The organism is Dyella sp. BiH032, from assembly GCF_031954525.1.
GTDB lineage: Bacteria > Pseudomonadota > Gammaproteobacteria > Xanthomonadales > Rhodanobacteraceae > Dyella_D.
In genome coordinates, this window is the sequence record NZ_CP134867.1 from 719,887 (window position 1) to 745,050 (window position 25,164).

The window sequence follows — 25,164 nt, forward strand, 5'->3', positions numbered from 1 at the left end:
CGCGACCGGAGGTCGCGGGGCGCCCCGAAGGAACCCCGCAACAGGAGTCACCCATGTTCAAAGCACCGCTGCGCCGTCTGCTGCTCGCCACCCTGGTCCTGCTGCTGCCGGCCATGTCCGTCCATGCCGAGGACCCGCCGCTGGTGCGCGCGAAGAATGCCGTGCGCGTGCTCAACGAGATCATGGAAGCCCCGGACAAGTCGATCCCGGGCGACTTGCTGAAAGAGGCCCACGCGATCGCCGTCATTCCCGACATGATCAAGGCCGGTTTCATCTTCGGCGGCCGCCGGGGCGAGGGCCTCATCTCGGTGAAGGGGCCGGACGGCACCTGGTCGAATCCCAGCTTCGTGTCCCTCACGGGCGGCAGCGTGGGCTTCCAGGCGGGCGTCTCGTCCACCGACGTGATCCTGGTGTTCCGCACCCAGCGCGGCGTGGATTCCATCGTCAACGGCAAGTTCACCCTGGGTGCCGACGCCGCCGCGGCTGCCGGTCCGGTGGGCCGCACGGCGACCGCTTCCACCGATGCCCAGTTCAAGGCCGAGATCTACTCGTACTCGCGCTCGCGCGGCCTGTTCGCCGGCGTGGCCCTGGATGGCTCCGCCTTGCGCATCGATTACGACGCGAATGAGGAGATCTACGGCAAGGGCATCACGCCCCGCCGCATCTTCGAGGGCGGCGTCTCCAACGTTCCTGCCCAGGTCGTCGATTTCCGCGACCGCCTGGAGGAGTACACTCAGCGCTGATTCGGAAAGGCCGGCGCACCACCGTGCGAACGTTTTCCGGTCTTCATCCGCATTCGAGGCCCCTCTCATGAGCATGACCCACCTCATCATCCTGCTGGTCGTCGTGGTGCTGATCTTCGGCACCAAGAAGCTGCGCAACATCGGTTCCGACCTGGGCGGCGCCGTGCGCGACTTCAAGAAAGGCCTGGACGGCGGCGAGGAGAGCGACAAATCCAAGGACGGCCAGCGCCTGCAGGCCGATCCGCCGCCGGCGGCCGGCAGCACGCAGACTCAGCAAGACAAGACCGAAGCCAAGTAAACCCGGGCGGAACCCAGGCAATGATCGAGATCAGCTTCGGCAAGCTGGTGTTGCTTGCGCTCGTCGCGCTGATCGTGCTCGGCCCGGAAAAGCTGCCCCATGCCGCGCGCACCGCTGGCGCCCTGCTGCGCCGGGTGCGCAGCGGGTGGGACAGCGTGCGCGCCGAGGTCGAGCGCGAGCTGCAGGTCGAGGAGATCAAGCGCCAGGCCCGCGAGGCGGCGGAGCGCGCCCAGGCCGCCCAGTCCGAACTGGACGCGACGTTGCGCAAGGTGCGCGATGCCGGCGCCGAGACGGTCGGGCCCGCCACCGTGACGCCTGCCGCCGCGGCCCCTGAACCCGGCACGCAGAGTCCCATCGCCGGTGAAGCACCGGCGCCCGCACCCGAGACGCCCCCCAAGGACCCAACGCATGGCGGCGCCTGAGCAGGAACCCGAAGGCCTCGAGGAAGGCCTCTTTTCCCATCTGATCGAGCTGCGCTCGCGCCTGCTGCGCGCCATCGTGACGGTGGCCGTCGTGCTGATGGCGCTGGTGCCGTTCGCCAACCACCTGTACGCCGAGCTGGCCGCGCCGCTGGTGGCGAGGCTGCCGCAGGGCGCGCACCTGATTGCCACCGAAGTGGCCAGCCCGTTCGTGACGCCCCTGAAGCTGGCGTTCTACGCGGCGCTGTTCATCAGCATGCCGATGATCCTCTACCAGCTGTGGGCCTTCGTCAGTCCGGGCCTGTACCGGCACGAGAAGCGCCTGGCGCGGCCGCTGCTGGTGGCGGCGCTGGCGCTGTTCTACATCGGCTGCGCGTTCGCCTATTTCCTGGTGCTGCCGGCGGCGTTCCGCTTCCTCACGGCGGTGACGCCGGAGGGCGTGGAGATGATGACGGACATCACGCACTACCTCGATTTCGTCATGCTGATGTTCTTCGCCTTCGGCTTGTGCTTCGAGGTGCCTGTCGCGGTGGTGATCCTCGCCGCGATCGGCGTGGTCACCCTGGAGCAGCTGCGCGACGGCCGGCGCTACGCCATCGTCGGTGCTTTCACCATCGCCGCATTCATCACGCCGCCGGACATCACCTCGATGATCATGCTGGCCGTACCGATGTGCTTCCTCTACGAGCTGGGCCTGCTGGCGGTGCGCTGGCTGGTCAAGCCGCGCGCGGAAGCCGAGGCGCGCTGAGGTGCCGGCCACCGGGCGCGCGGCGGAGCTGGTCGCGGCCCTGGACCTGCAGCCGCACGTGGAAGGCGGGCACTACCGGCGCTTCTACACCGCCGCCGCGGCAGATGGCGCGCGCCCCGCGTTGAGCGCCATCCATTTCCTGCTCGCGGCCGGCGAGGTCAGCGCGTGGCACGCGGTCGATGCCGAGGAAGCCTGGCATTACGCGGAAGGTGACCCGCTGGAGCTGTTGATCTATCGCCCGGCGGAGCGCCGCCTGGAACGCCACCGGCTCGGTCCGTTGGTGCAGGGTGGCACGCCGGCGTGCGTGGTGCCCGCGCACGCCTGGCAAGCGGCGCGGCCGCTGGGTGGATACACCCTGGTCACCTGCACGGTTGCGCCGGCGTTCGAGTTCGCCGGTTTTCGCCTGCTGGCCGACGAACCGTTCGGCGATACGTTGCGCTCCCTGTTGGCATCGCCAGCCCGTTGAGCCGCGGCATGCGCGTGGCTAGAACTCCAGTTGCGCACCGAGCATGGCCGTGCGTCCCGGCGCCGGTTCGTAGTAGCGGCCGTTGCTCTCGTTGACGATCACCGAGCCGATCGCGCGCCGATCGAACAGGTTGTCCACGCGCGCGCTCAGGTGCAGCCGGGCGGCGCCCAGCGTCAGGCCGTAACCCACGTCGGCCCCGGCCAGTACGTAGCCGGGCGCTCGCTCGCTGCCGCGATCGTCCACCGTCACCGCGCCGACGCCCTGCCACTCGACGCCCATGCGCCAGCCCAGCGCGCCGCCGCGTTCGATACGCAGGGAGCCGTAGTTCTCCGGCACCCCGGGAATGCGCGTCCCAGAGCGGACGCGGACCGGCGGCGTGCCCGTGGGGAACGCCTCGCGGAACGTCGCCTGCACGTGTGTTGCGCCGAACGCCAGGCGCCAGCCGCCGCCCAGTTCGCCACGCAGCGAAAGTTCGGCGCCCTGGCGACGGCTGCGGCCGATGTTGCGGTAGCTGGAACGGCCGCCGCTGTTGCTGGCCACCACCAGTTCATGGCGGGTGTCCGCCCGGAACCATGCGGCTTCCGCCGACCAGTCTTCCCCCGCTCGCCACTTGGCGCCCAGCTCGCCTTGCCGGCTGCGTGCGGGGCGCAGGTCGAAGGCCAGGCCGGCGCCGCCGTCGGCGCGGTAGCCCAGTTCGGCGAACGTCGGGGTCTCGAAACCCTCGCCGTAGCTGGCATAGAGGCGGAGCCGGTCCGCCGGGCGGTATTGCAGGCCCAGCACGGGCGTGGTCGCGCCATAGCTGACGCTGCCGCTGTCGTCCGGATTGCCGGGGACCACGTAGTGATCCTGCGCCCGGAAGCGCACCTCACTATGGCGCATGCCGGCCAGGAGCGACCCGCGCTCGGCGAAGCGCCAATAGAGCTGCGCGTACGGATCGACGTTCCTGACCCGGTCGTCCTCGTCGCGGCGCAGCCGGCCCGCGACGCCCAGCACGTTGCCGACAAAATTCTCGTAGCCCCGGCGGTGCTGGCGCTGATCGTCGTAGCTCACGCCAAGTACCGCCTCCAGCGGCCGGCCGGCCAGTTCGGCCCGGCGCGTCCAGCGGGCATCCATTCCGCCGTAGGAGGTATCCAGATCCACCACGCCGCCGGAGTTGAGCGGATTTCTTTGCGCGGCCACCGGCACCGACAACATCTGCTGCACGCCGCGCTCCCCGTAATACGCCATCACGCGCCACTGCGTGTCGGCATCCGGAGCCAGTTCGTAGACGCCGCCGCCCTGCGCCTGGTGCACGCTCTTGCGCGTGTCGAACTGGTACGCGGCGACCGTGGCCTGGCGCGGATCGGCAGCGACCTGGGCGCGCGTGAGCCCCAGGGGATCGCGTGCCTGCGGCAGGGCCACCGTGTTGAACACCAGGGTGAGATGCCCGCCGCGCCCCAGGTCGAAGCCCAGGCGCGCATTGCCGGATTCCCGGCGGGCCCTGCTGTGGTCGCGGTAGCCGGCGGTCTGGAAGTGGGACAGCGCGAGGTTGTAGTCGAAGCCGCCTTGCCGGCCGCGCGTGGACGCGCCGACCCGCGCCGTGCCGTTGCTGCCCCCGAACAGGCCGATGCGGGTGACCGGTGGATCGGTGCCCTCGGCGCTCCAGATCTGCACCACGCCGCCGGAGGCATTGCCATAAAGCGCCGAGAAAGGACCGCGCAGCACTTCCACGCGGTCCGCCGCGTCCAGGCTGAAATGCGAGACCTGGCCCTGGCCGTCCGGCATGGTGGCGGGGATGCCATCCGCGTACAGCCGCACACCGCGCACGCCGAAGGTGGCGCGCGACCCGAATCCACGCAGGGAAATCTGTTCGTCCTGCGCATAGTTCTGGCGGTCGCGCGCCAGTACGCCGGGCACGCCGATCAATGCCTCCGACAGGTTGACCCCCGGCTTGCCGCTGTCGCCCGCCGCCACCGCGACCACGCTGAGCGAGGCGGGCAGTTCGAAGGGCGGGATGGCCAGGCGGGTCGCATTGACCTGCACCGGCGGCAAGTCTGTGGTGTCCGCCGCCTGCGTTGCGCCGGCCAGGCACAGCAGGAGTGCGCCCGTGCCGAGTGCCTTGTCCCTGTATCGCATGGACGCTTTCCTGGGGATAAGGCGGCGATGGTAGGGGAGAAGGAGTGAGCGGCAAGTCGTAGTGGCGGGCGGGGCGCTGCTTTTGCGTATGGCGTCGCGCCGGCTAGCCTCTCGCCACGTTCAGCCCGCCCCTCCATAATCGCGCGATGCTCACTATCCGCTGCTCTGTCCGTCGTTCCCGCGGCCTGATCGGTGCCGCTTTGCTGGCGCTGCTCGCGCTTTGTGCCGCGCCCGCGTCTGCGCAGGACAAGACCAAGGCCGAACAGGCCGACGCGCAGAAACGACTGGCCGAAGTCCGCAGCAAGATGGAGGCGCTGGCCAAGGAGCAAGCCGAAACCGCGACCAAGCGTGACGCGGCCAATGCCGAACTGGCCAAGCGTGCGAACGCGCTGGCCAGCGCGGCGAAAGCCGTGCGCCAGACCGATGCCGACCTGGCGGCGAAGCAGCGCGAGCTGGACAAGTTGCAGCAGGACCGTGCCGCTCTGCAGAAGAACCTCGACGGCCAGCGCGCGGCGATCGCCGACCTGCTCCGCGCGACGTACACGCTGGGCCGTGGTTCCGACCTGCGCCTGCTGCTCGGCGACGAGGACATCGCCCGGGTGGCGCGTGCATTGACCTATTCCAAGTACTTCCAGGAAGACCGCGTGCAGCGGGTGCAGAAACTGATGGGCGACCTGGCTCGCCTGCAGGACCTGGAAGCGCGCATATCCATCGAGCAGCAGGCCCTGCAGACCGCCAAGGCGCAGCGCGAGCAACAGGCCAAGACGCTCGAACAGCAGCGCGCCGAACAGGCGCGGCTCGCCGCTCAGACCGATGCCCAGTACAAGGATCAGGGCGAGCGGCTGGCGCAGCTCAAGCAAAACGCCCAGTCGCTCAATACCCTGGTCGACAAGCTGCAGAAGGCCATCGACGACGCCGCGCGCGAGGCCGCCAAGGCGGCCAAGGCCAACCCGGCCGCGCCCAGCGGCCCACCGGGCAAGGGCAGCGCCAACATCCGCGGCAACCTGCCCTGGCCGGCCAACGGCGTGGTCAACACCTACGGCAACGGCGTGCTGATCAAGGCATCCGGCGGCAGCGAAGTGCGCGCCGTGGCCCGCGGACGCGTGGTCTATGCTGCCTTCCTGCGCGGCTACGGCATGTTGCTGATCCTCAACCACGGCGGCGGCTGGCTCAGCATGTACGGCAACAACGAGAGCCTGCTGCGCGGCGTGGGCGACGAAGTGGAGGCCGGCCAGGCGGTCGGCACCGCTGCGGCGCCCACTGGCGTGAACACCGGCGTGTACTTCGAGTTGCGCCAGAACAACAAGCCGGTGGATCCGCGCAGCTGGCTCGCGCGCCAGCGTTGACGCCGCGCACGCGTCGCAGCAGGCTAGCCTTGGTTGAATTCCGGCGCGTCGCGGCGGTCCAAGCGGCCAGGCGCCGCCCCGCAGGCCGGCGCGCCCCCTGTTTCCCCGGAGCAAGTTCATGCGGTTTTCCTCCCTGAGCCTTATCGCGCTGCTGCTGGCGGCCCCCGCGCTGCCGCTGCAGGCCACGCCCGCGAAGGGCCCTGCCAAGCCCGCCGCGGAGCCGGCGAAGGCCGCGTCGAGCGCGGCGTCCGACGCAGTCGACATGGACGACATCCGCAACTTCAGCCGCGTCTATGAGATGGTGCGGCAGGCTTATGTCGAGAAGGTCGACAACAAGACCATGATGAAGGCCGCCATCAGCGGCATGCTTGCCGGGCTGGATCCGCATAGCGAGTACCTGGACAAGGAAGGTCTCGCCGAACTGAGCGAAGACACCACGGGTCAGTACGGTGGCCTCGGCATCGAAGTGCTGCAGGTGGACGGGTCGTTGCGCATCGTCGCGCCGATCGACGATACGCCTGCCTCGCGCGCCGGCATCAAGCCCGGCGACATCATCGTGAAGGTCGACGGCACCGCGGTGGACCCGGAGAACATCGACGACATGTTCAAGAAGCTGCGCGGCGATCCGGGCAGCAAGATCACACTGTCCATCCTGCACGAAAAAAGCGACAAGCCCGTGGACATGACGCTGGTGCGCGAGCGCATCTCCGTCACCAGTGTGAAGGTGCGCGAACTGGAGCCCGGCTATGCATATATCCGCCTGAGCCAGTTCCAGGAGGACACCGCACCGGACCTCGAGAAGAAGCTCGACGAGCTGATCAAGAAGAACGGCCAGCAGCACGGCGCCGTGCTGGACCTGCGCTCGAACCCCGGCGGCCTGCTCACCGCCGCCGTCGGCGTGAGCGATGCCTTCCTCGACAGCGGCACCATCGTCACCACGCGTGGCCGCCTGCAGGACGCCAACCTCAGCTTCTCGGCCCATGCCGGCGACCTGCTCAAGGGCGCCCCCATGGTCGTGCTGGTGGACAACGGCACCGCGTCGGCGGCCGAGATCGTTTCGGGGGCGCTGAAGGACAACCATCGGGCCTTGATCATCGGTCGCCGGACCTTCGGCAAGGGCGTGGTGCAGACCGTGCTGCCGCTGGATGCCGAGCACGCGGTGAAGATCACCACGGCGCGCTATTACACGCCCAACGGGACGTCGATCCAGGCCGAGGGCATCAAGCCGGACATCGCGCTCGCCGACCTGGCCGTGAACAAGACCGACAGCCCGGCCACCCTGATCGGTTCCGAGGCCGACCTGCGCAACCATCTCGCCAACGAGGACGGCAGCAAAGACCGCAAGGACCTCGACAACGACGGCAGCGCCGAGAACGCCAAGCTGGCCACCCAGGACTATGCGCTTTCCCAGGCGCTGAACGTGCTCAAGGGGCTGGCGCTCAATCACGGCGTGCCCGCGCAGGCCGCACGGCAGTAAACCTGCCGAGGATCACCCGGCCGCCGCTCCTGCGGCAGCCGGATGCCAACCCGGGCGTGGCGCGCGTTACCATGCGTGCCGGCATCTTCTTCGTACGCGCGCATGGCCAAGCTCTACTTCTACTACTCGGCGATGAACGCCGGTAAGACCACCACGCTGCTGCAGAGCGCGTACAACTATCACGAGCGCGGCATGCGCACGGTGATCCTTACGCCGTCGCTGGACGACCGTTTCGGCGAGGGCGTCGTGGCTTCGCGCATCGGGCTGAAGGCGAATGGCCGCCGTTTCGGCCGGGAAGAAGACCTCTTCGCGATGATCGAGGCGGACATCGCCGCGCGCGGCCCTCTGCACTGCGTCTTCGTGGACGAGGCGCAGTTCCTCACCCGGGCGCAGGTGTGGCAGGCCAGCGACGTGGTGGACCGCCTCAATATTCCGGTACTGGCCTATGGCTTGCGCACGGATTTCCGCGGCGAATTGTTCGAAGGCAGCCGCTACCTGCTGGCCTGGGCCGATAACCTGGAAGAGATCAAGACCATCTGCCACACCGGCCGCAAGGCCACCATGGTCGTGCGCGTGGACGAGCACGGCCGTGCAGTCACCGAAGGTCCGCAGGTTGAGATCGGCGGCAACGACCGCTATGTCTCGGTGAGCCGCGCCGAGTTCAAGAAGATCACCGAGGGCCGCGGCCGCATCGAACTGCAGCAGCCCGTATTGCCGCTGGGCGAACCCTGATCCACCCGGTGCGGTGCGCCGCGCCTCCGGAAGGCCCCGTGCCCGCCGGCCACCTCAAGGAATCCAACGCATGGCCACCCCGATCCGCATCCCCGCCTGGCAGCGCCCGCACTGGCGTCCCGGCGGCGAGAAGATCTACCTGCACTTTTACGTGTTCGGCCATTTCGAGAACGTACGCGTGCCGTCCGCGCCCTATGGCAGCGACGGCCTGCCGCGTGGCATCGAGGTGACCAATCACCATCACGCGACGCTGCGCCAATGGGACGGCTATCCGCTCCGCGGCGAGCTGGGCCGGTTGTTCAAGGACGAGGCGCCGGACGCGTATCGCGCCGCGGTGGATGCGCCGCAGGTGATGATCCTGCGCGGGGCCATCGACGATCAGGGCGACATCGGCTATCTGCGCGACACCCTCGGCGTGATCGCGGGCCTGCTAGACATCGGCGGCGTGGCGGTGCTCGATCCGCAGATCGTCACGCTGTTCGACGCGGAGACCTGGCGTCGCCACTATCTGGTGCGCGACGGCGCGCCGATCCGCAACCACCTACTGATCCTGTGCGATGACGAGGAGGATGGCGACGGCCACTGGGTCCGCACCCGGGGCATGCGCAAGTTCGGCCGTCCTGACATAAGCCTTCGCCATGTGCCCGATGGGCAGACCGATCGCGCGGGCATGCTGTGCGAGCGGCTGGCCGAGATGCAGGCGCTCGGTGCGTCGTTCCAGGACGGCCAGCCGCTGCAGGCCGACGGCATGGACGGTTTCGTGGCCAAGCTCGGCGGCAACGAGGACGAGGCGCCGTTCTACAACACCTTCGTCGAGTTTCGCTGGCCGGCCTGACCGGGCATGGCCGCCCAGGCGCCGCCGAGTACGGCGGCGCACCCTGGGTCTTATCGAAGCGCGACAGCGCTTATTTCTGGCAACGAGGACACCAGAACGTCGAGCGTTGCCCGAGCACGGCCTGCCGGATCGGCGTGCCACAAACCTTGCAGGGCTCGCCTTCCCGCCCGTACGCCATCAGCTCTCGCACGAAGTAGCCGGGCATGCCATCCGGATTGATGAAATCGCGCAGCGTGGTGCCGCCGCGCTCGATCGCCCAGGCCAGGATGCGTTTCACTTCGGCGGCCAGGCGCGCATAACGCGCACGCGACACCGTGCCGGCTGGCCGGCGCGGGTCGATGCCCGCGGCAAACAACGCTTCGCTCGCGTAGATGTTGCCGACGCCGACGACGACGGCGTTGTCCATCAGGAACAGCTTCACGGCCGCAGTGCGTCCGCGCGACAGGCGCCACAGCAGGTCGCCATCGAAGTCGTCGGTGAGCGGCTCCGGGCCGAGCGCGTCGAGGAGCTCGTGCGTGGTTCCCGGCGATTGCCACAGCAGGCAGCCAAAGCGGCGTGCGTCGGTGAACCGCAGCACGCGCGGCCCTTCCATAGTGGTGGCTTCGAGTGCGATATCCACGTGGTCGTGCTTGCCGACCAGTGCATCCGGCGGCAGCACGCGCAACACGCCGGTCATGCCCAGATGCAGTAACGCGCTGCCGGCCTGCGTATGCAGCAGCAGGTACTTGGCGCGCCGCTCCACGTCTTCGATGCGCTGCCCGGGAAGGAGCTCGCGGATCTCCGGCGGAATCGGCCAGCGAAGATCGGGCCGCCGTAGCGTGACCGCGGTGACGCGGCGGCCGATCAGATGAGGCGCGATACCCCGGCGGGTGGTTTCGACTTCGGGCAGTTCAGGCACGTGGAAAGGCCAGCTCGATCAACGTGGCGAGCCGCTTACGACCAGTCGGCATGGAAGCTGCCGGGCCGGTCGATGCGCTCGAAGGTGTGCGCGCCGAAATAGTCGCGCTGGGCCTGCACCAGGTTCGCCGGGAGTCGTTCGGCGCGGTAGCTGTCGTAGTAAGCGATGGCCGAGGCGAAGCCCGGTACCGCCACGCCAGCTTGCACCGCCGCGGCGACGACGTCGCGCAGCGCCTGCTGGTACTGCGTAGCGATGTCGCGGAAGTAAGGGTCCAGCAACAGATTGGCCAGCGCAGCATCGTGCGCATAGGCATCGGTGATCTTCTGCAGGAAGCGTGCGCGGATGATGCAGCCGGCGCGGAAGATCTTCGCGATGGTGCCGTAGGGGAGGTTCCACTTGTACTCGTCGGACGCGGCACGCAGCTGCGCGAAGCCCTGCGCATACGAGACGATCTTGCTGAGGTAAAGCGCGCGCCGCACCGATTCGATGAAGGCCGCGCGGTTACCTTCGAACTGCTTCGGCACCGGGCCGGTCAATTGCTTACTGGCCGCCACTCGTTCGTCCTTCAATGCCGACAGCAGGCGCGCGAAGACGGATTCGGTGATGAGCGGCAGCGGGACGCCGAGATCCAGTGCGCTCTGGCTGGTCCATTTGCCGGTGCCCTTCTGGGCGGCGCGGTCGAGAATGATGTCGACCATGTCCTTGCCGGTATCCGGGTCCTTCTTGCCGAAGATGTCGGCAGTGATGGCGATCAGATAGCTGTCCAGTTCGCCCTGGTTCCAGTCGGCGTATACCTTGTCCAGCTCCTCGTTGGAGAGGCCAAGCACCTGCTTCAGTACGGCATAGCTTTCGGCGATCAGCTGCATGTCGCCGTACTCGATGCCGTTGTGCACCATCTTCACGTAGTGCCCGGCGCCATTCGGGCCCATGTAAGCGACGCAGGGCTCGCCATCGGGGGCGCGGGCGGCGATCTCGGTAAGCACCGGTGCGACCAGGTCATACGCGTCGTGCGGGCCGCCGGGCATGATCGAGGGGCCGCGCAGCGCGCCTTCCTCGCCGCCGGAGACGCCAGTGCCGATGAAGTGCAGCCCTGCGGCGCTCAGCTCGCGTTCGCGGCGGATAGTGTCCTGGAAGAACGTGTTGCCGCCATCGATCAGCACGTCGCCCTTGTCGAGCAGCGGCTTGAGTTCGGCGATGGTCGCATCGGTGGCATCGCCGGCCTTGACCATCAGCAGGATGCGGCGCGGCTTCTGCAGTGCATCGACGAACGCCTGCATGGAATAGGTGGGGACCAGCCGCCGGTCGGCGTGCTCGGCCATGACCTCGTCGGTCTTCTCGCGGCTGCGGTTGTAGATGGCGACGGTATGGCCGCGGCTCTCGATGTTGAGCGCGAGGTTGCGGCCCATGACTGCCATGCCGACGACGCCGATGACGGGTTGCTCGAGCGGGGGACGACTCATGCGGGGTGCTCCCAGAGGGTGACGGGAATGCCTCGAATATGGGGAGGGCTCCGAGGCATGCAAGGTGCCCCGCATCATACGCAGCCGCCGGCGGATCAGTGCGTGTCGGCGGCGACGGCCTTGAGCGGGCGGGGCGTGAAGCGTACCGACACGAGAGCGACGCGGTCCCCGGCGCGCACGTAGCGCAGCGGTCCGGTGACTGCAGCCTCGCCGAATGCCAGCACATGACCGTCCAAGGTCAGCACCACTGACGGCGGTGCCAGGCCGATTTTGGCCGGCTCGAAATCGGCGACGGGGCGCCAGCTCTGCACGGGCGCCGCGGCGGTGTTCGCCAGATCGGCGAGACGGCCTTCGTCGATCGGGAGTGTCGTGCCGTTCACGGCCATCCAGTGCCCGTCGCGCTGAACGTAATGCTCCGCCGCGCCGCCGTCCCAGGCCAGGTCGATGCGCTGGATCGACGTCGGGTCGAGCCCGAGCAGCGTGCCGGTTTCGGCCTGCCGGTCGCTGCGCCATTGCCAGCCGGCCGCTGCGATCAGCAGCGCCGCCAACGCGAGCGGCCACCAGCGGCGATGCGCGCCCCGCTTCATGCCCGGCGCCGGCGCCATGCAATCAGGCCGCCGAGCGCAAGCAGCACGACCGGGAGCCCGATGAGGAAGCCGAAGGTCACCGCGTTCAGTTGCCCCTGGCTGATCTGCAGCGCCCGGTCCGGTGCGCCGCGCGGGGGCAGGTTGACCAGCGCGTCGTCGCCGAGCACCCAGTCGAACACCCGTTCGCCCAGCGCGCGATTGCCGCCGTTGCCGAGGAACGTATTCGAAAGGAAATCGCCGTCGCCGATCACGGCGACGCGCTGTTCGCTCTTGTCCGGGCTGGGCGACAGCCGGGTGAAGGCCAGGCCGAAATCGAGCGGGCCTTTCAGCTCCCCGGCGTCGGCGTCGTAGCGGATATTCGACGCCTGCGCATTGTCGATGGGCTGGAATTCCGTCCAGCTCTGCGCCGAGGAGCGCAGGAAGGGTTTCACTTCCCAATCGCCTTTGCGCGACAGCGCCAGCGCGGATACCTGCGGAAACAGCGTGGTGAGCGTGAGGCCGCGCGTGATCGCATGCGGGGGGTAATCGCCCAGCGTGATCATGCGCGGATCCTTCAGCCCGAGCGCCGCGCCTTGCCCGTCGACCAGCACGCCGGGCAGGATGTGCATGCCGAGCGCATCGGCGAGCGGTTGCAGGCCGAGGTCCTCGTTGGCCGGCTCGGTCAGCCACAGCAGGTTGCCGCCACCGGCGACGTAATCGGTGAGCGCCTTGACCGCTCCTTGCGGCAAGGCGAGGGTGGGGCTGGCGAGCACGACGAGGTCCGTGTGCTGCGGTACCGCGGTGACCTGGGAGAAGTTGAGCGGCACGGCGCGCATGCCGCGGTTTTCCAGCTGCGCCATGAACGTACTGACGTCCGCGTTGGCCTTGCCGTCCGCGCGGCGTTCGCCATCGCCGGTGACGAAGGCCACGAGCCGCTCGCCGCCGCGTGCGAGGCGTTCCAGCGCGTTGGTGAGGCTGCGCTCGGACAGCTCGTCCAAGCGCTCTTCGCGATTCTGGTAATGCAGGATCAGGGCGCCGTCGACGGTGATGCCCAGCTCGCGCATCTTTGCCGGGTCTTGCTGGGGATCGATGAAGCGCACCGTGAGGTCGCGCTTGAAGCGCTGGTAGCGCTCCATGAATGCGCTCACGGTCTGGCGGAGGTCGCCCTGCGGGTTGGCGTAGCTGACGATCTCCACCGGGCCATGCAGCGTATCGAGCACGGCGCGGCTTTCAGGCGAGAGGCTGGAGCGGCCTTCGTGGCTCCAATCGGCCACCAGGTCATGCCGGTAGGTGAGATAGCCGATCGCGCCTGCGGCGGCGAACAGGACTGCGGCGAACAGCCAGCCGTCCAGACGTCTGAAACCGCGCATCAGCCGCGCTCCTTGTCGGTGGACAGCCGGCGAACCGCCAGGGCCAGGGCCAGGGCGATCACCAGTAAGAACCAGATCACATCGGCGCTCGATACCAGGCCGCGCAGCAACGCCTCCAAGTGCGTGCTCAGCGACAGCCAGTTCCAGAAGCCGTTGCCGATGCCTGCCTTCTGCGCGGCGAGGTTGGCGGTGAACAGCGCCAGGCCGAGCATCAGGCTAGCGGTGGCGGCCACCGCGGGCAGCGAGGCGAACGAGGAGCACGCGATACCGATCGCGCCCAGCGCGGCGAGCGTGAGTGCCAGCCCCAGCACCGCCGCGCCGAACTTGCCCCAGTCCAGATGCGTGCCGTGCGCCAGGCTCAGCGGCATGGCGACGGTGAGTGCCAGCCAGGCCATCAGCCACAGCAGCACCGCCAGGTATTTGCCGAGCACGATGGCCGACGGCGAGGTACCCGTCGCCGACAGCAGCGGCAAGGTGCCGTTCGCGCGGTCGCCGGCCAGGGTCGACATGGTGATCAGCGGCACGATCAGCAGCGCCAGCTCGGTCAGTCCGAATGGAAGCATGCCCATGGTCAATGTGCTGCCCAGCAGCGGCACGCCGACCAGATCCGTATAGCCCGGGCCGCCCGGCATGCCCGCGAGCTTCACCTGGTTGTCGAGAAAACTGCCTAGTAGCAGGACGAACCGCCAGGCGAGCTGGGCCAGCGAAAGCGCGGCCAGCACCCACGCCAGCGGGCGCACGAGCAGGCGACGCAGCTCCAGGCGGGCGACCGAGAAAATCGAACTCATGCGGCCTTGTCCCGTCCGTTCATGGCGATGTCGAAGAAGGTCTTTTCGAGCGCCTGGTGATCGCCGCCGAGCGCGGCATCGTGACGCAGGCGGCCTTCGTGCAGGATCGCCACGCGATCGCATACGGCTGTCGTCTCGGCGAGCAGGTGCGTGGAAAGGATGACCGCCGCACCGGCGGCGGCTTCCTCCCGGATCACCGTGCGCAGGGCCGACACCTGCACAGGATCGAGCGCATTGGCGGGCTCATCCAGGACCAGTAGCGCGGGTCTGTGCAGAAGTGCGCAAGCCAGTCCCAGCCGTTGGCGCTGGCCTTGGGACAGCACGCCGGCAAGGCGGCGCAGCAGCGGGCCGAGTTCCAGCCGTTCGACCGTGCGGTCGCAAGCCTGCTTGAGTGCGCTTCCATGCAGGCCGCGCAGGCGACCATGCGCCTGCAGATGTTCCAAGACCGTCAGTTCCGGCCAATGCGGGGCACGTTCCGGCAGCCAGCCGATGAGCTGCCGGGCGAGCTCAGGCGATTCTGAAAAATCCTGGCCATCCAGCTCGATCAAGCCCTCGTCGGGCCGAAGCGCGCCCGCGATCATCGCCAACGTGGTGGACTTGCCGGCCCCGTTGACGCCAAGCAGGCCAAGGATTTCCCCCCTGTCCAGCACCAGGCTGAGACGCTCCACGGCAGGGCGTCCGGCACGATGGCGCTGGACCTGATCAAGCTTTAACAGGGGGTGTGGCAGAGTCATTGCATGATTGTCACGGTGCCCCCACTGTTTAAACAACTGTGGGGGACCGTTTTCTTGTGCGCCAAGACACGTTCCGCGACGCCGTCGGCGAACGCGGTTTCCCATGCTGGTGGGTACGGAAACCCTCGATTAGACTGACTTTTCACCCTACTGAGTGTTTCCCATGCTCGATGCAGTGCTGAACTTCCTGTCCAACGGCCTCACCGGGGCCGGCTGGGTTGCCATGCTGGTCTACCTGCTGGTCATGACGCAGCTCACCATTTTCACGGTGACGCTGTATCTGCATCGCAGCCAGACCCATCGCGGCGTGGACTTCCATCCCGCGCTCGCCAACTTCTTCCGCTTCTGGGGCTGGCTCACCACCGGCATGGTGGTGAAGGAGTGGGTGGCGGTGCACCGCAAGCACCACGCCAAGGTCGAGACCGAGGAAGACCCGCATAGCCCGCAGATCTACGGCATCAAGAAGGTGTTCTGGGACGGCGTGTCGCTGTACCGCGAGGCCAGCTACAACAAGGCCGACCTCGAGAAGTACGGCCGCGGCACGCCGGACGACTGGTTCGAGCGCAAGCTGTTCGGCGGCCATCCGTACTGGGGTCCGTCGCTGATGCTGATCATCAACCTGGCGCTGTTCGGCGTGATCGGTGCGGCGATCTGGGCTGTGCAGATGATCTGGATTCCGTTCTGGGCCGCCGGCTTCGTCAACGGCATCGGCCATTGGTGGGGCTATCGCAACTTCGAGAGCGCCGACACCGCGACGAACCTGTCGCCGTGGGGCGTGTGGATCGGCGGCGAAGAGCTGCACAACAACCACCACGCCTTCCCGAGCTCGGCTAAGTTCGCGCTGCGCAAGTGGGAGTTCGACATCGGCTGGGCCGTGATCTGCGGCCTGCGCGCGGTGGGCTTGGCCAAGGTGCTGCGCGTGGCGCCGACCCTGGACGTGCGCCCGAACGTGCACCTGCCCGATGCCGAAACCCTGAAGGCCGTGCTCACGCACCGCTTCCAGGCCATGACCGACTTCTACCGTGGCGTGATCGTGCCGACCCTGCGCGACGAGGCCCAGCATGCCGGCGAGAGCCTCAAGGCCATGCCGCGCCGCATGCGCCGCGCCCTCGCCGACGGCGGCCGCTGGCTGGACAACGAAGGCCGCGAGCGCCTGCAGGCCGCACTGGCCAAGCGCCCGACCTTGCGCGTGGTGTGCGACTTCCGCACCCGCCTGGCGGAGCTGATGGAACAGCGCGGCGCCGAGCAGACCCTCAAGGGCCTGCAGCAGTGGATTGCCGAAGCCGAGCAGAGCGGTATCCGCGTGCTGCAGGACTTCGCGCAGCGGCTGAAGACTTACGCGGTCAGTGCGGCTTGATTCGAGCCGGCAACCGCTTCGAAAAGCCCGCCTTCCGGCGGGTTTTTCTTTTGCGACGGCGGTGCCCGAGCGTGGCTTGTCCGCCACGCCGGACCCACCCATGAGCGCGGCATGTCGCCCCCGGCGCTCTTCCCCTCGTTGATCGGTCCCGTCGAATGGTCGCGGCTGGCCGAGCCGGTCCGGCGCATGCATGGCGGAACGGCGTCGCTGCGTGCGCACGGGCAGGCGCAGGTGGATGGTGCGGAGCATCTCTTCGCGCGCGTGCTGCGGCGCGTGCTGGGCTTGCCGGAGCCGGAGCCGGAGCCGGGTCCGGCGCAGGCGATCACGCTGACCATCGAGCGCGCAGGATCACGTGAAATCTGGACGCGCCATTTCGCGAGTCGTCGCATGCGTTCGACGCTGGACGCGAACGGAGAAAGTGGCCGCCTGTGCGAGCGCCTGGGGCCGGTAGCCTTCTCTTTCGAGCTACGTCGCGTGGACGATTCGATCGACTGGGTGCTGTGCGAAGGCCGCCTGCTGGGCGTGCGTCTGCCGCGCGCGGTGTTCGGCAGCGTGTTTTCGCGCAGCATGGCGGAGCACGGACGCTACCTTTTCCACATCGACACGCGATTGCCGCTGGTGGGGCGGCTGGTCAGCTATCGCGGCTGGTTGGAGGTGGAGGGGTGAGCGAAGCTTTTGCGCAGCCTGCGTTCGCTCTATCGCCCGTTCGTCCGCCGCGATCGGTGTCGACTATTGGAAGGTGCTGGCCGCAACGTCTTCCGCGCGAACGGCCAGATGTCACCCAAACACCTCGACACCCGAACGAAAAAAAACCCGCCACGAAGGCGGGTTTTTTGGAGAGCAGATCAATTACTTGATCTTGCCTTCCTTGTAGATCACGTGCTTGCGGACAACTGGGTCGTACTTCTTGAACTCGAATTTGTCCGGCGTGTTCTTCTTGTTCTTCTGCGTGGTGTAGAAGTGGCCGGTGCCGGCCGAGGAGATCAGGCGGATCTTGTCGCTCTTGCTCTTGGACATGGCTTAGGGCTCCTCAGATCTTCTCGCCGCGGGCACGCAGGTCGGCGATCACGGCCTCGATGCCCTTCTTGTCGATGGTGCGCAGCGCCTGGTTGGAGACGCGCAGTTTCACCCAGCGGTTCTCGCTGGCGACCCAGAAGCGGCGCTCGTGCAGGTTCGGCAACCAACGGCGACGGGTCTTGTTGTTGGCATGCGAGACGTTGTTGCCGGTCCGCACACCCTTTCCGGTGACTTGGCATACACGGGCCATGATGACCTCCGTAGATTCATTTACCGCCCGTTGGCCAGGGCGACATCGGCCCAGCGGCGCCTTGCGCCACGCGATGCTGGAGGGTGGTGCTGTCGGGGGCTGCCGTGAGGTCCGCATCGCGTCGCGGACGTGCCCGGGAGACCGGGCCGGCATGGCCGAGCCGCGCATTCTCCCAGGAAACCGCATGGTTGCGCAAGTTTTGAGCAATCCGGGCCGCGGCGTCACGGAGGCGCGTACCCGTTGCCAGCGGCCGCCGCGGAGCCGCTCCGCCGTCCATGCCGTCATGGCGACCGGCGGGGATGTATGGAACAATCGGCCTCTTTGTCCGTTTCCGCATTCCGAGTGAGGGGTTTCGACATGGCAGACGTCAACGCCAACGGCCAGGCCGGCCAGCCGCAGCTGGTGCTGCAGAAGATCTACGTGAAGGACGTATCGTTCGAAGCGCCGAACGCCCCGCACATCTTCCAGGAGATCGGCGAGACCGACCAGCAGCCGCAGGTCCAGCTGAACCTGGGCCAGCAGGCCACCGAGCTGGGCAACGACCTGTACGAAGTGGTGCTCAGCCTCACCCTCACCTGCACGCTCGGCGAGCGCACCGCCTACCTGGCCGAAGTGAAGCAGGCCGGCGTGTTCGGCGTGTCCGGTTTCTCGGAAGCCGACCATGCCGGCATCATCGGCAGCTACTGCCCGAACCTGCTGTTCCCGTATGCGCGCCAGGTGATCTCCTCGCTGGTGATGGAAGGCGGCTTCCCGCCGTTCCTCCTGCAGCCGATCAACTTCGACGCGCTCTACGCCGAACAGCAGCGCCGCATCGCCGGCGGCGACGAGATCCCGGCCCTCAACAGCTGAGTCTCCCCCATGGCTGAACGTCCGACCCTGGCGGTCCTGGGCGCCGGCTCGTGGGGAACGGCGCTGGCCGCCCTGACCGCGCGCAATGGCGTCCCGACCCGGCTCTGGGGCCGGGATTCCCATGCGCTGGCGGCGATGGCCGAAACCCGGCAGAACCAGCGTTATCTGCCCGACATCCAGCTGCCGGCCGAACTGCGTTTCGAGAGCGACCTGGCCGCCGCCCTGCGCGGCGCCGGGGTCGTGCTGATCGTGGTCCCCAGCCACGCCTTCGCGTCCATGCTGGACGAGATCGCGCCGCTGCTCGAGCCAGGCGCCGCGATCGCCTGGGCTACCAAGGGCTTCGAGCCCGGCACCGGCCGCTTCCTGCACGAACTGGTGGCGGAAAAGCTACCGGGCCGCGCCGCGGCGGTGGTCACCGGGCCGTCCTTCGCCAAGGAAGTGGCGCTCGGGCTACCCAGCGCCGTCACGGTGCATTCCGACGACGAGGCCTTCGCGCAACAACTGGCCTCGATGCTGCACGCACCGAACTTCCGCGCCTACTCCGGCGGGGACGTGCTCGGCGCGGAACTGGGCGGCGCCATGAAGAACGTCCTGGCCGTGGCTACCGGCGTCGCCGATGGCATGGATCTGGGCCTCAATGCCCGCGCCGGCCTCATCACGCGCGGCATGAACGAAATGCTGCGCCTGGGCGTCGCGCTCGGGGCCCGGCCCGAGACCCTGATGGGTCTGTCCGGCCTGGGCGACCTCGTGCTCACCTGTACCGGCGATCTTTCCCGCAATCGCCGCCTGGGCCTCGCCCTCGGCAAGGGCGTGGCGATCGATGAGGCCGTACGCCAGATCGGCCAGGTGGTGGAAAGCGTCGTCACCGCGGACGAAGTGGCTCGCCTGGCCGCCAAGCACGGCCTGGACCTGCCGATCAGCGGCGGCGTGCGCGCCGTGCTGCACGGCGAGGTCACGCCGGTCGAAGGCCTGCGCGCACTGATGTCCCGCGAACAGAAGCCGGAATACCCGCAGGGCCTCTTCGGGGTCGCCTGACATCGGCCTGTTGCACCGTCTCCGCGTCCGTTCGAAAAAAACGGCGCGGAGGCGCGCATCTGCACATCGGCCTTGCTAAGCTCGGTCTTTTGGTCGCCCCGGCGGACCGCACGCGCATGCAGCAAACCGACGAGAAACGCCTCGCCGAATCCATCCCGCAGCGCCGCGAGGAGAGTGCGGAACCGCTGCCGCCCGTCTGGCAACGCCTGCTGGACGACGGCGCCGCCGCCGGCCCGCAGGAGCGCGGCGTGCTGGGCTTCTTCCTGGATGCGATTCCGGAAGAGGGCACGTCCTACGTCCGCCTGGACGTGGCGCCGGTGCTGCTGACCGTGGCCGAGCAGGGCCGTTTCGCGCGTCCTTCGCCGCTGGACAGTCGCCACCTGGCCCATCTTCCGCTGGAACCGCACGAGCAGCGCCTGGCCGCCACCGTGCTCGGCCTGCCGCAGACGGTGCGCAAGAGTCGCAGCTACGCGCGGCTGGCCGGGCACGTCGGGGACGCGCTGCTGGCGGAAGTCCTCGACACCGCTCCCTGTTTTCTCGGCGGCCTCGCCGGACTGCGGCTCTCGCGCGGCAAGGCGCATTTGCTCAACTGGCATTGGCACCTGGAGAAAGACGGCAGCCAGCGCCTGTTCCCCGCGCTACCGGCCAATCACCGCCTCGTCCGCATCGACGGCCTGTGGTATCTCGACGCCGAACGCGCCGAGGTCGGCCATCTGGAAGCGCCGCCCGAAGAAACGCATTGGCTCGACCTGCCCCCGCTCAAGCACGAGCACAGCCGCGCCCTGCGCGATGCGCTCCCGGAAAGCCGCCTGGCCCAGCGCGTTCCTGCGCCGCAGGTGTTCGACGAACTGCGCCGCGCCGAGCTGACCCCGCGCCCGGTGCTGACGCTGCACGCGCTCACGCGCCACGCGCGCCTCGCCGCCGGCACGCCGCCGCTGGCGTACGCCCGCCTGGCGTTCGACTACGCCGGCGAACGCTTGCCGGGGCGCGGCGGCGAACCGCTGGTGCGGCGCGTGCGCCATGGCACCCTGGTGGAAATCACCCGTCGCCGCGCGGAAGAACTCACCGCCATGGAGCAGCTCGAGCGCGCCGGCCTCACGCCCGGCGTGGACACCGAGGGCCTGCCCTGGGATCTGGCCGACACGCTCCCCGAAGACGCCTGGCTGTTCCCGGGCAAGGGCTATGCCGGCGCACTCGAAGTGAACACCCCGGCGCGCTGGCTGGCGCTGCGCCCGAAGCTGGAGGCCGAAGGCTTCCAGCTCGAATACGCGCCCAGCTTCCCGTTCGAGGTGCTGGAAGGGCCGGTGCAGTGGTACGGCAACGCAGTGGAAGACGCCGACGACCATGCCTTCGACCTGGAAATCGGCATCGAGCTCGAAGGCAAGCGCCACAATCTGCTGCCCGCGGTGGCGCAGGCATTGGCCGAGCACCAGCTCAACCTCAGCCCCGCGCCCAACGAGCCGGAAGATGCCGTGTGGTATGCGCCGGTGGACGAACGCCGCCGCGTGCCGGTGCGCCTGAAGGAGCTGCGCGGCCTGCTCGCGCCGCTGGCCGAATACCTGGAGAAGCCGCGCAAGAAGCTGCACCTCCCGCGCGTGCAGGCGGGCCGCCTGGAAGAAATCGTCGAAGCGCTGCCCGCGGGCGGTGCGCTGGAAGCGCCCGAGCAACTGCGCGGCTTCACCGCGCGGCTGCGCGATGCGGCCGAGCGTGCCAGCGACGCGGTGCCCGAAGGCCTGACCGTGGAGCTTCGCCCGTATCAACGCGAGGGCCTGCGCTGGCTCAACGCACTGGCCGAGGCCGGTGTCGGCGGCGTGTTGGCCGACGATATGGGCCTGGGCAAGACGCTGCAGCTGATCACCCATCTGCTCGCGCTCAAGGAGCGCGGCGCGCTGACTCTGCCGGCGCTGATCGTGGTGCCCACCAGCCTGATCCCCAACTGGCAGGCCGAGATCGCCCGTTTCGCGCCGGCCCTGAAGGTGCTCGCGCTGCATGGCCCGCAGCGCGGCGGCGACTTCTCGCAGCTGGGGGCGCAGGACATCGTGCTGACCAGCTATGCGCTGCTGCCGCGCGACGTGGTCGCGCTGCGCAAGCAGCCGTTCGCGGCGATCGTGCTGGACGAGGCCCAGCAGGTGAAGAATCCGCGCACTCAGGCGCGCCGTGCCGTGCTCAGCCTGCGCGCGCCGCGCTGCATCTGCCTCACCGGCACGCCGCTGGAGAATCACCTGGGCGAACTCTGGTCGCAGGTCGACCTGGCCGTGCCCGGCCTGCTCGGCGACGAAGGCGCGTTCCGGCGCCACTACCGCGTGCCGATCGAGAAGCAGCACGACACCGAGTGCCAGGACCGCCTCAACCGCCGCCTCGCGCCGTTCATCCTGCGCCGCACCAAGTCGCAGGTGGCCTCCGAACTCCCGCCCAAGACCGAGATCACCCGCCGCGTGGTGCTGGAAGGCCGCCAGCGCGAGCTGTATGAGAGCCTGCGCCTGTCGCTGGCCGAGGAGCTGCGCGAGGTGATCGCGCAGCGCGGCATCCAGCACAGCGGCATCGTGGTGCTCGATGCGCTGCTCAAGCTGCGCCAGGTCTGCTGCGATCCTCGCCTGGTCAAGCTGGAAGCCGCGCGCGGCGTGCGCGACTCGGCCAAGTTCGACCTGCTGATGGACATGCTCCCGGCCTTGCTCGCCGAAGGCCGCAAGGTGCTGCTGTTCTCGCAGTTCACCGAAATGCTCAAGCTGATCGCGCACGAGCTGGACCGTCATCGCGTGCCTTACGTCACGCTCACCGGCGAAACGCGCGACCGCGCCGAGCCGGTGCGCCAGTTCCAGGAAGGCGACGTACCGCTGTTTTTGCTGTCTCTGAAAGCCGGCGGCGTCGGTCTCAACCTCACCGCCGCCGATACGGTCATCCACTACGACCCATGGTGGAACCCGGCTGCCGAGGCGCAGGCGAGCGACCGCGCACACCGCATCGGCCAGGACAAGCCGGTGTTCGTGTTCCGCCTGATTACCGCGGGTACGGTGGAAGAGCGCATCGAGGAACTGAAGGCGCGCAAGGCTGAGCTGGCGGAGGCCGTGCTGGAAGGCGGCGGCACGCGCGAAAAGCTGAGCTTCGACCAGGAAGACCTCGACGCGCTGCTCGCGCCGGGTTGATACTTCCGGCGCACCGGGGCCAAGGCCGAGATGCCATGAGCAACCGCCAAGCGCATTGGGACAGAATCTACCGTTCCCGCACCGTCGACGCGGTGAGCTGGTACCAGCGCCGGCCCGACATGTCGCTGGCGATGATCGCGCGCAGTGGCATGCCCAAGGAGGCCTCAGTCATCGATGTCGGCGGCGGAGCCTCCACCCTCGCCGACGAGCTGTTGAGGCTGGGATACGACGATGTCACCGTGCTGGACATCGCTTCGGCCGCGCTGCGCCAATCGCGCGAGCGGCTGGGCGCGGCGGCGGATCGCATCACCTGGATCGAGGACGACGTGCTTGCCTTCGTCACGCCGAAACGGTACGCGCTATGGCACGACCGCGCGGTGTTTCATTTCCTGGTCGATCCTGCCGAACGCGTCCGTTACATGCATAGCTTGAATGCCTGCATACAGCCGGACGCGCAGGTGATCGTCGCCACCTTCGCGGAAGACGGTCCAGAGCGTTGCAGCGGGCTTCCCGTCGCCCGCTACGATGCGGAAGCGCTGCACGCCGCATTCGGCGCTGGCTACGAGTTGCTTGAAAGCGCCAGGGAAATCCATCGCGTGCCCGGCGGCGCGGAGCAACGCTTCACCTGGGTGCGCCTCCTTCGGCGTGCCTGATTACTGCACGCGTGTGCGCAGTAGCGCGTCCACTGCCTGCTGCCATTCCGGCGACCCCGGCTGCGCCCGCGGCGCCTCCTGGCCGAGCTTGCGCTGCACGGCGGCGTTCCACTCGGCGGAGCCGTAATCCGGGCCGTGCGCTTCGTCGTCGCTGACCTGGAGGCGCCGGTCGACCCACTGGTACCACTCGTGCGAGCCGAGTGTGGCGTTCGCCGGCGCTGATGCGGCGGCTTGCGGCTTGGGCTGTTTCTCCGGTTGCGGAGCCTGCGGCGCGGAGCAGGCGGCCACGATCACGGCGAGCGGCAGAAAAGCGAATCGGCGCATGGCAACGATCCCGAAATTACTGAGGCTTCAGACTAATCCGGGAAGACGTCCTGGCGGTGAATCCCGCCTGACACGCCTGCGCCTGCTTCAACCATCCGTGGCGACAGTGCCCTGGTGATAGAGGATCGTCCACATGCCGTTGACGTCGCGGCGCCAGATCGTCGCGCGTCGCGTGAGTCGGTCGCCCTGTCGCAGATCGTAGGTCACCAGATAGGCGTCGCCCGCGATGTGCACGCAGCGCAGCCCGGATGGTTCGAGCGGTGCTTCCTGCACGCCATCGCGATGCCGCGCTTCCAGCACATCCAGGACGTCACCGCGGCTGTAACGCCGGCCGGAAGCGCCCACCTCGTGGAATGCCGCGTCGATCTGCCGCTCCATATCCGCACGCGTCGTGCCGAACGCCGGGCGATGGAAGATCGGCTCGCGACTCGCCAGCTCCCGTGCCACCTCGGCCAGCTCCTGCGCGGTCGGCTTCATGGCGTTGCGTCGCTCAAGACCGCGCCGCGACTTCGTCGATGTGCTTGAGCAGATCCGCGGGATCGTCGTACACGCGGAACGCGCCCGAGCTCGACAGCTCGGCCTCGCCATAGCCGCCGGAGAGCAGCCCGACGCCGAGCGCCCGGGCGCGCTGCGCGGCCAGCATGTCCCAGATGCTGTCGCCGATCACCAGCGAATGCTGGATGTCCACGCCCAGCTTTTCCGCTGCAGCGAGAAACAGATCCGGATCCGGCTTGGCGTGGCGCACCTGGTCGCGCGTGATCACCGGCACCTTGGACGGATCGACGCCCAGCGCCTCGATGTTGTGCGCCGCCGTGGCCATGCGCCCGCTGGTGGCGATCGCCCAGGGATAGGCCTGCTCGGTCAGATACGCGAGCAGCTCGCGCGCGCCGGGCAGGGGGCGAACCAGTCCCTGCGAGTGCTGCCGGTTGAATGCTTCGACGTGCCGTTGATGCAGCCGCTGCAGACGTTCCTCGGTGATCTCCAGCCCGGTCTCGCGCAGCAGGATGTTGGTGAACAGGCCACCGCTCATGCCGATCTTGCGGTGGATGCGCCACACCGACAGTTCCACGCCTTCGGCGTCGAGGGCTTCCTTCCAGGCAAGGACGTGCTGGTAGACGCTGTCGACCAGGGTGCCGTCGAGGTCGAACAGGAAGGCGGTTCGGGGGCGGGACATGAGGGAGGTTCTCCTGTGCGGGGGGCACAGTTTCGCTGATTTGGTGTGGGGGTGGTGGTGAAGGGACTGGTGTTGCGTGATGCCGCCGGTTTTGGGTTGCGGTTCGGCTGTGTCGTTGTGGTGTGTGTGTCGTGTTGTTCCGCGAGCCTGGGGTTCTCCTGCCGGATATGCGTTTGTCTCTGGCGCTGCCTCTCATATAGCCGTCATTCCGGCGTAGGCCGGAGGGCGCGCGTGGCGCGGAGAATGCCCGAAGGGGCGAGCGCAGCGAGTCATCCAGTGGCGACAGCGCTCGGCTGTCGCCTCATGGCCAGTCTGGTCTCGCCCCTCGCGGGGCGAGGACTTCGCTCTCCTGCCGGAGAGCGAGTTA

Annotated in this window: 27 protein-coding genes; 15 read left to right on the top strand and 12 right to left on the bottom strand. The window is 68.2% G+C overall.

Annotation, left to right across the window (positions count from 1 at the left end):
* Positions 1–53: 53 nt before the first annotated feature.
* The 5 genes from RKE25_RS03130 (at position 54) to RKE25_RS03150 (ending at position 2,674) form a co-directional block, all read left to right on the top strand.
* A complete protein-coding gene (locus RKE25_RS03130; RefSeq protein ID WP_311840811.1) occupies positions 54–743 on the top strand; it encodes a lipid-binding SYLF domain-containing protein in 690 nt (229 codons plus the stop codon).
* A 67-nt stretch (positions 744–810) separates the two neighbouring features.
* Positions 811–1,041 carry a Sec-independent protein translocase subunit TatA gene (tatA, locus tag RKE25_RS03135; protein ID WP_311840812.1) on the top strand — a complete coding sequence of 77 codons (231 nt, stop codon included), beginning with the start codon at positions 811–813 and terminating at the stop codon, positions 1,039–1,041.
* A 20-nt stretch (positions 1,042–1,061) separates the two neighbouring features.
* A complete protein-coding gene (tatB, locus tag RKE25_RS03140; RefSeq protein WP_311840813.1) occupies positions 1,062–1,463 on the top strand; it encodes a Sec-independent protein translocase protein TatB in 402 nt (133 codons plus the stop codon).
* Positions 1,450–2,208, top strand: a complete 759-nt coding sequence (gene tatC, locus RKE25_RS03145; protein WP_311840814.1) for a twin-arginine translocase subunit TatC — start codon at positions 1,450–1,452, stop codon at positions 2,206–2,208. The genes tatB and tatC overlap by 14 nt, the downstream gene beginning before the upstream one ends.
* 1 nt (position 2,209) lies before the next feature.
* Complete coding sequence (locus tag RKE25_RS03150) at positions 2,210–2,674, top strand: cupin domain-containing protein (protein ID WP_311840815.1); 465 nt, start codon at positions 2,210–2,212, stop codon at positions 2,672–2,674.
* 18 nt (positions 2,675–2,692) lie between these two features.
* Here RKE25_RS03150 and RKE25_RS03155 read toward each other — a convergent pair whose 3' ends face one another.
* Positions 2,693–4,789, bottom strand: a complete 2,097-nt coding sequence (locus tag RKE25_RS03155; protein ID WP_311840816.1) for a TonB-dependent receptor — start codon at positions 4,787–4,789, stop codon at positions 2,693–2,695.
* A gap of 146 nt (positions 4,790–4,935) precedes the next feature.
* Here RKE25_RS03155 and RKE25_RS03160 point away from each other — a divergent pair, with 146 nt between their 5' ends.
* The 4 genes from RKE25_RS03160 (at position 4,936) to RKE25_RS03175 (ending at position 9,179) form a co-directional block, all read left to right on the top strand.
* On the top strand, positions 4,936–6,135 hold the full coding sequence (locus RKE25_RS03160; RefSeq protein WP_311840817.1) for a peptidoglycan DD-metalloendopeptidase family protein: 1,200 nt from the start codon (positions 4,936–4,938) through the stop codon (positions 6,133–6,135).
* 118 nt (positions 6,136–6,253) lie between these two features.
* Complete coding sequence (locus RKE25_RS03165; RefSeq protein ID WP_311840818.1) at positions 6,254–7,612, top strand: S41 family peptidase; 1,359 nt, start codon at positions 6,254–6,256, stop codon at positions 7,610–7,612.
* Positions 7,613–7,714: 102 nt separating this feature from the next.
* Positions 7,715–8,344 (top strand): thymidine kinase, encoded by a 630-nt coding sequence (locus tag RKE25_RS03170; RefSeq protein ID WP_311840819.1) that lies wholly within the window; start codon positions 7,715–7,717, stop codon positions 8,342–8,344.
* 70 nt (positions 8,345–8,414) lie between these two features.
* On the top strand, positions 8,415–9,179 hold the full coding sequence (locus RKE25_RS03175; protein WP_311840820.1) for a hypothetical protein: 765 nt from the start codon (positions 8,415–8,417) through the stop codon (positions 9,177–9,179).
* Between the two features lie 70 nt (positions 9,180–9,249).
* Here RKE25_RS03175 and mutM read toward each other — a convergent pair whose 3' ends face one another.
* From mutM to RKE25_RS03205, 6 genes are all read right to left on the bottom strand, one after another.
* The gene (gene mutM, locus RKE25_RS03180; RefSeq protein WP_311840821.1) at positions 9,250–10,077 is read right to left on the bottom strand and encodes a bifunctional DNA-formamidopyrimidine glycosylase/DNA-(apurinic or apyrimidinic site) lyase; all 828 of its coding nucleotides are present in this window, start codon (positions 10,075–10,077) and stop codon (positions 9,250–9,252) included.
* A 35-nt stretch (positions 10,078–10,112) separates the two neighbouring features.
* Positions 10,113–11,537 carry an NADP-dependent phosphogluconate dehydrogenase gene (gene gndA, locus RKE25_RS03185; protein WP_311840822.1) on the bottom strand — a complete coding sequence of 475 codons (1,425 nt, stop codon included), beginning with the start codon at positions 11,535–11,537 and terminating at the stop codon, positions 10,113–10,115.
* A 95-nt stretch (positions 11,538–11,632) separates the two neighbouring features.
* Positions 11,633–12,124 (bottom strand): hypothetical protein, encoded by a 492-nt coding sequence (locus RKE25_RS03190; RefSeq protein ID WP_311840823.1) that lies wholly within the window; start codon positions 12,122–12,124, stop codon positions 11,633–11,635.
* The gene (locus RKE25_RS03195; RefSeq protein ID WP_311842315.1) at positions 12,121–13,476 is read right to left on the bottom strand and encodes a Gldg family protein; all 1,356 of its coding nucleotides are present in this window, start codon (positions 13,474–13,476) and stop codon (positions 12,121–12,123) included. The genes RKE25_RS03190 and RKE25_RS03195 overlap by 4 nt, the downstream gene beginning before the upstream one ends.
* Entirely contained in the window at positions 13,473–14,261 is a 789-nt protein-coding gene (locus RKE25_RS03200; protein ID WP_311840824.1) for an ABC transporter permease, read from the bottom strand. The genes RKE25_RS03195 and RKE25_RS03200 overlap by 4 nt, the downstream gene beginning before the upstream one ends.
* Positions 14,258–14,995, bottom strand: a complete 738-nt coding sequence (locus RKE25_RS03205; protein ID WP_311842316.1) for an ABC transporter ATP-binding protein — start codon at positions 14,993–14,995, stop codon at positions 14,258–14,260. Before RKE25_RS03205 ends, RKE25_RS03200 begins: the two co-directional genes overlap by 4 nt.
* A 163-nt stretch (positions 14,996–15,158) precedes the next feature.
* On the opposite strand from RKE25_RS03205, the gene RKE25_RS03210 reads away from it, so the two are divergent.
* Together RKE25_RS03210 and RKE25_RS03215 are read left to right on the top strand one after the other, a co-directional pair.
* Entirely contained in the window at positions 15,159–16,352 is a 1,194-nt protein-coding gene (locus RKE25_RS03210) for a fatty acid desaturase (protein WP_311840825.1), read from the top strand.
* A gap of 111 nt (positions 16,353–16,463) precedes the next feature.
* Positions 16,464–17,018: a DUF4166 domain-containing protein gene (locus RKE25_RS03215; RefSeq protein ID WP_311840826.1), complete on the top strand. Its 555-nt coding sequence runs from the start codon at positions 16,464–16,466 to the stop codon at positions 17,016–17,018.
* A 183-nt stretch (positions 17,019–17,201) separates the two neighbouring features.
* On the opposite strand, the gene rpmG is transcribed toward RKE25_RS03215, so the two are convergent.
* Together rpmG and rpmB are read right to left on the bottom strand one after the other, a co-directional pair.
* Positions 17,202–17,369, bottom strand: coding sequence for a 50S ribosomal protein L33 (rpmG, locus tag RKE25_RS03220; protein WP_026635435.1), 168 nt, complete (start codon positions 17,367–17,369; stop codon positions 17,202–17,204).
* 13 nt (positions 17,370–17,382) lie between these two features.
* Complete coding sequence (rpmB, locus tag RKE25_RS03225) at positions 17,383–17,619, bottom strand: 50S ribosomal protein L28 (RefSeq protein ID WP_311840827.1); 237 nt, start codon at positions 17,617–17,619, stop codon at positions 17,383–17,385.
* A gap of 357 nt (positions 17,620–17,976) precedes the next feature.
* Here rpmB and secB point away from each other — a divergent pair, with 357 nt between their 5' ends.
* From secB to RKE25_RS03245, 4 genes are all read left to right on the top strand, one after another.
* Positions 17,977–18,468 (top strand): protein-export chaperone SecB, encoded by a 492-nt coding sequence (gene secB, locus RKE25_RS03230; RefSeq protein ID WP_311840828.1) that lies wholly within the window; start codon positions 17,977–17,979, stop codon positions 18,466–18,468.
* A gap of 9 nt (positions 18,469–18,477) precedes the next feature.
* Positions 18,478–19,503 carry an NAD(P)H-dependent glycerol-3-phosphate dehydrogenase gene (locus RKE25_RS03235; RefSeq protein ID WP_311840829.1) on the top strand — a complete coding sequence of 342 codons (1,026 nt, stop codon included), beginning with the start codon at positions 18,478–18,480 and terminating at the stop codon, positions 19,501–19,503.
* A gap of 116 nt (positions 19,504–19,619) precedes the next feature.
* A complete protein-coding gene (locus tag RKE25_RS03240) occupies positions 19,620–22,646 on the top strand; it encodes a DEAD/DEAH box helicase (protein WP_311840830.1) in 3,027 nt (1,008 codons plus the stop codon).
* Positions 22,647–22,681: 35 nt separating this feature from the next.
* Positions 22,682–23,299: a class I SAM-dependent methyltransferase gene (locus tag RKE25_RS03245; protein WP_311840831.1), complete on the top strand. Its 618-nt coding sequence runs from the start codon at positions 22,682–22,684 to the stop codon at positions 23,297–23,299.
* On the opposite strand, the gene RKE25_RS03250 is transcribed toward RKE25_RS03245, so the two are convergent.
* From RKE25_RS03250 to RKE25_RS03260, 3 genes are all read right to left on the bottom strand, one after another.
* Complete coding sequence (locus tag RKE25_RS03250) at positions 23,300–23,623, bottom strand: hypothetical protein (protein WP_311840832.1); 324 nt, start codon at positions 23,621–23,623, stop codon at positions 23,300–23,302.
* A gap of 87 nt (positions 23,624–23,710) precedes the next feature.
* The gene (locus tag RKE25_RS03255; RefSeq protein WP_311840833.1) at positions 23,711–24,100 is read right to left on the bottom strand and encodes a DUF4440 domain-containing protein; all 390 of its coding nucleotides are present in this window, start codon (positions 24,098–24,100) and stop codon (positions 23,711–23,713) included.
* A 13-nt stretch (positions 24,101–24,113) separates the two neighbouring features.
* Complete coding sequence (locus RKE25_RS03260; RefSeq protein ID WP_311840834.1) at positions 24,114–24,797, bottom strand: HAD family hydrolase; 684 nt, start codon at positions 24,795–24,797, stop codon at positions 24,114–24,116.
* Between the last annotated feature and the right edge of the window lie 367 nt (positions 24,798–25,164).

Bases quoted from the DNA above. Each gene is read 5' to 3' on its own strand.
- RKE25_RS03130 (WP_311840811.1), top strand. From the start codon at position 54: ATGTTCAAAGCACCGCTGCGCCGTCTGCTGCTCGCCACCCTGGTCCTG.
- tatA (WP_311840812.1), top strand. From the start codon at position 811: ATGAGCATGACCCACCTCATCATCCTGCTGGTCGTCGTGGTGCTGATC.
- tatB (WP_311840813.1), top strand. From the start codon at position 1,062: ATGATCGAGATCAGCTTCGGCAAGCTGGTGTTGCTTGCGCTCGTCGCG.
- tatC (WP_311840814.1), top strand. From the start codon at position 1,450: ATGGCGGCGCCTGAGCAGGAACCCGAAGGCCTCGAGGAAGGCCTCTTT.
- RKE25_RS03155 (WP_311840816.1), bottom strand. From the start codon at position 4,789: ATGCGATACAGGGACAAGGCACTCGGCACGGGCGCACTCCTGCTGTGC.
- RKE25_RS03160 (WP_311840817.1), top strand. From the start codon at position 4,936: ATGCTCACTATCCGCTGCTCTGTCCGTCGTTCCCGCGGCCTGATCGGT.
- RKE25_RS03165 (WP_311840818.1), top strand. From the start codon at position 6,254: ATGCGGTTTTCCTCCCTGAGCCTTATCGCGCTGCTGCTGGCGGCCCCC.
- RKE25_RS03170 (WP_311840819.1), top strand. From the start codon at position 7,715: ATGGCCAAGCTCTACTTCTACTACTCGGCGATGAACGCCGGTAAGACC.
- RKE25_RS03175 (WP_311840820.1), top strand. From the start codon at position 8,415: ATGGCCACCCCGATCCGCATCCCCGCCTGGCAGCGCCCGCACTGGCGT.
- gndA (WP_311840822.1), bottom strand. From the start codon at position 11,537: ATGAGTCGTCCCCCGCTCGAGCAACCCGTCATCGGCGTCGTCGGCATG.
- RKE25_RS03190 (WP_311840823.1), bottom strand. From the start codon at position 12,124: ATGAAGCGGGGCGCGCATCGCCGCTGGTGGCCGCTCGCGTTGGCGGCG.
- RKE25_RS03200 (WP_311840824.1), bottom strand. From the start codon at position 14,261: ATGAGTTCGATTTTCTCGGTCGCCCGCCTGGAGCTGCGTCGCCTGCTC.
- RKE25_RS03205 (WP_311842316.1), bottom strand. From the start codon at position 14,995: ATGACTCTGCCACACCCCCTGTTAAAGCTTGATCAGGTCCAGCGCCAT.
- RKE25_RS03210 (WP_311840825.1), top strand. From the start codon at position 15,159: ATGCTCGATGCAGTGCTGAACTTCCTGTCCAACGGCCTCACCGGGGCC.
- RKE25_RS03215 (WP_311840826.1), top strand. From the start codon at position 16,464: ATGTCGCCCCCGGCGCTCTTCCCCTCGTTGATCGGTCCCGTCGAATGG.
- rpmG (WP_026635435.1), bottom strand. From the start codon at position 17,369: ATGTCCAAGAGCAAGAGCGACAAGATCCGCCTGATCTCCTCGGCCGGC.
- rpmB (WP_311840827.1), bottom strand. From the start codon at position 17,619: ATGGCCCGTGTATGCCAAGTCACCGGAAAGGGTGTGCGGACCGGCAAC.
- secB (WP_311840828.1), top strand. From the start codon at position 17,977: ATGGCAGACGTCAACGCCAACGGCCAGGCCGGCCAGCCGCAGCTGGTG.
- RKE25_RS03235 (WP_311840829.1), top strand. From the start codon at position 18,478: ATGGCTGAACGTCCGACCCTGGCGGTCCTGGGCGCCGGCTCGTGGGGA.
- RKE25_RS03240 (WP_311840830.1), top strand. From the start codon at position 19,620: ATGCAGCAAACCGACGAGAAACGCCTCGCCGAATCCATCCCGCAGCGC.
- RKE25_RS03245 (WP_311840831.1), top strand. From the start codon at position 22,682: ATGAGCAACCGCCAAGCGCATTGGGACAGAATCTACCGTTCCCGCACC.
- RKE25_RS03250 (WP_311840832.1), bottom strand. From the start codon at position 23,623: ATGCGCCGATTCGCTTTTCTGCCGCTCGCCGTGATCGTGGCCGCCTGC.
- RKE25_RS03255 (WP_311840833.1), bottom strand. From the start codon at position 24,100: ATGAAGCCGACCGCGCAGGAGCTGGCCGAGGTGGCACGGGAGCTGGCG.
- RKE25_RS03260 (WP_311840834.1), bottom strand. From the start codon at position 24,797: ATGTCCCGCCCCCGAACCGCCTTCCTGTTCGACCTCGACGGCACCCTG.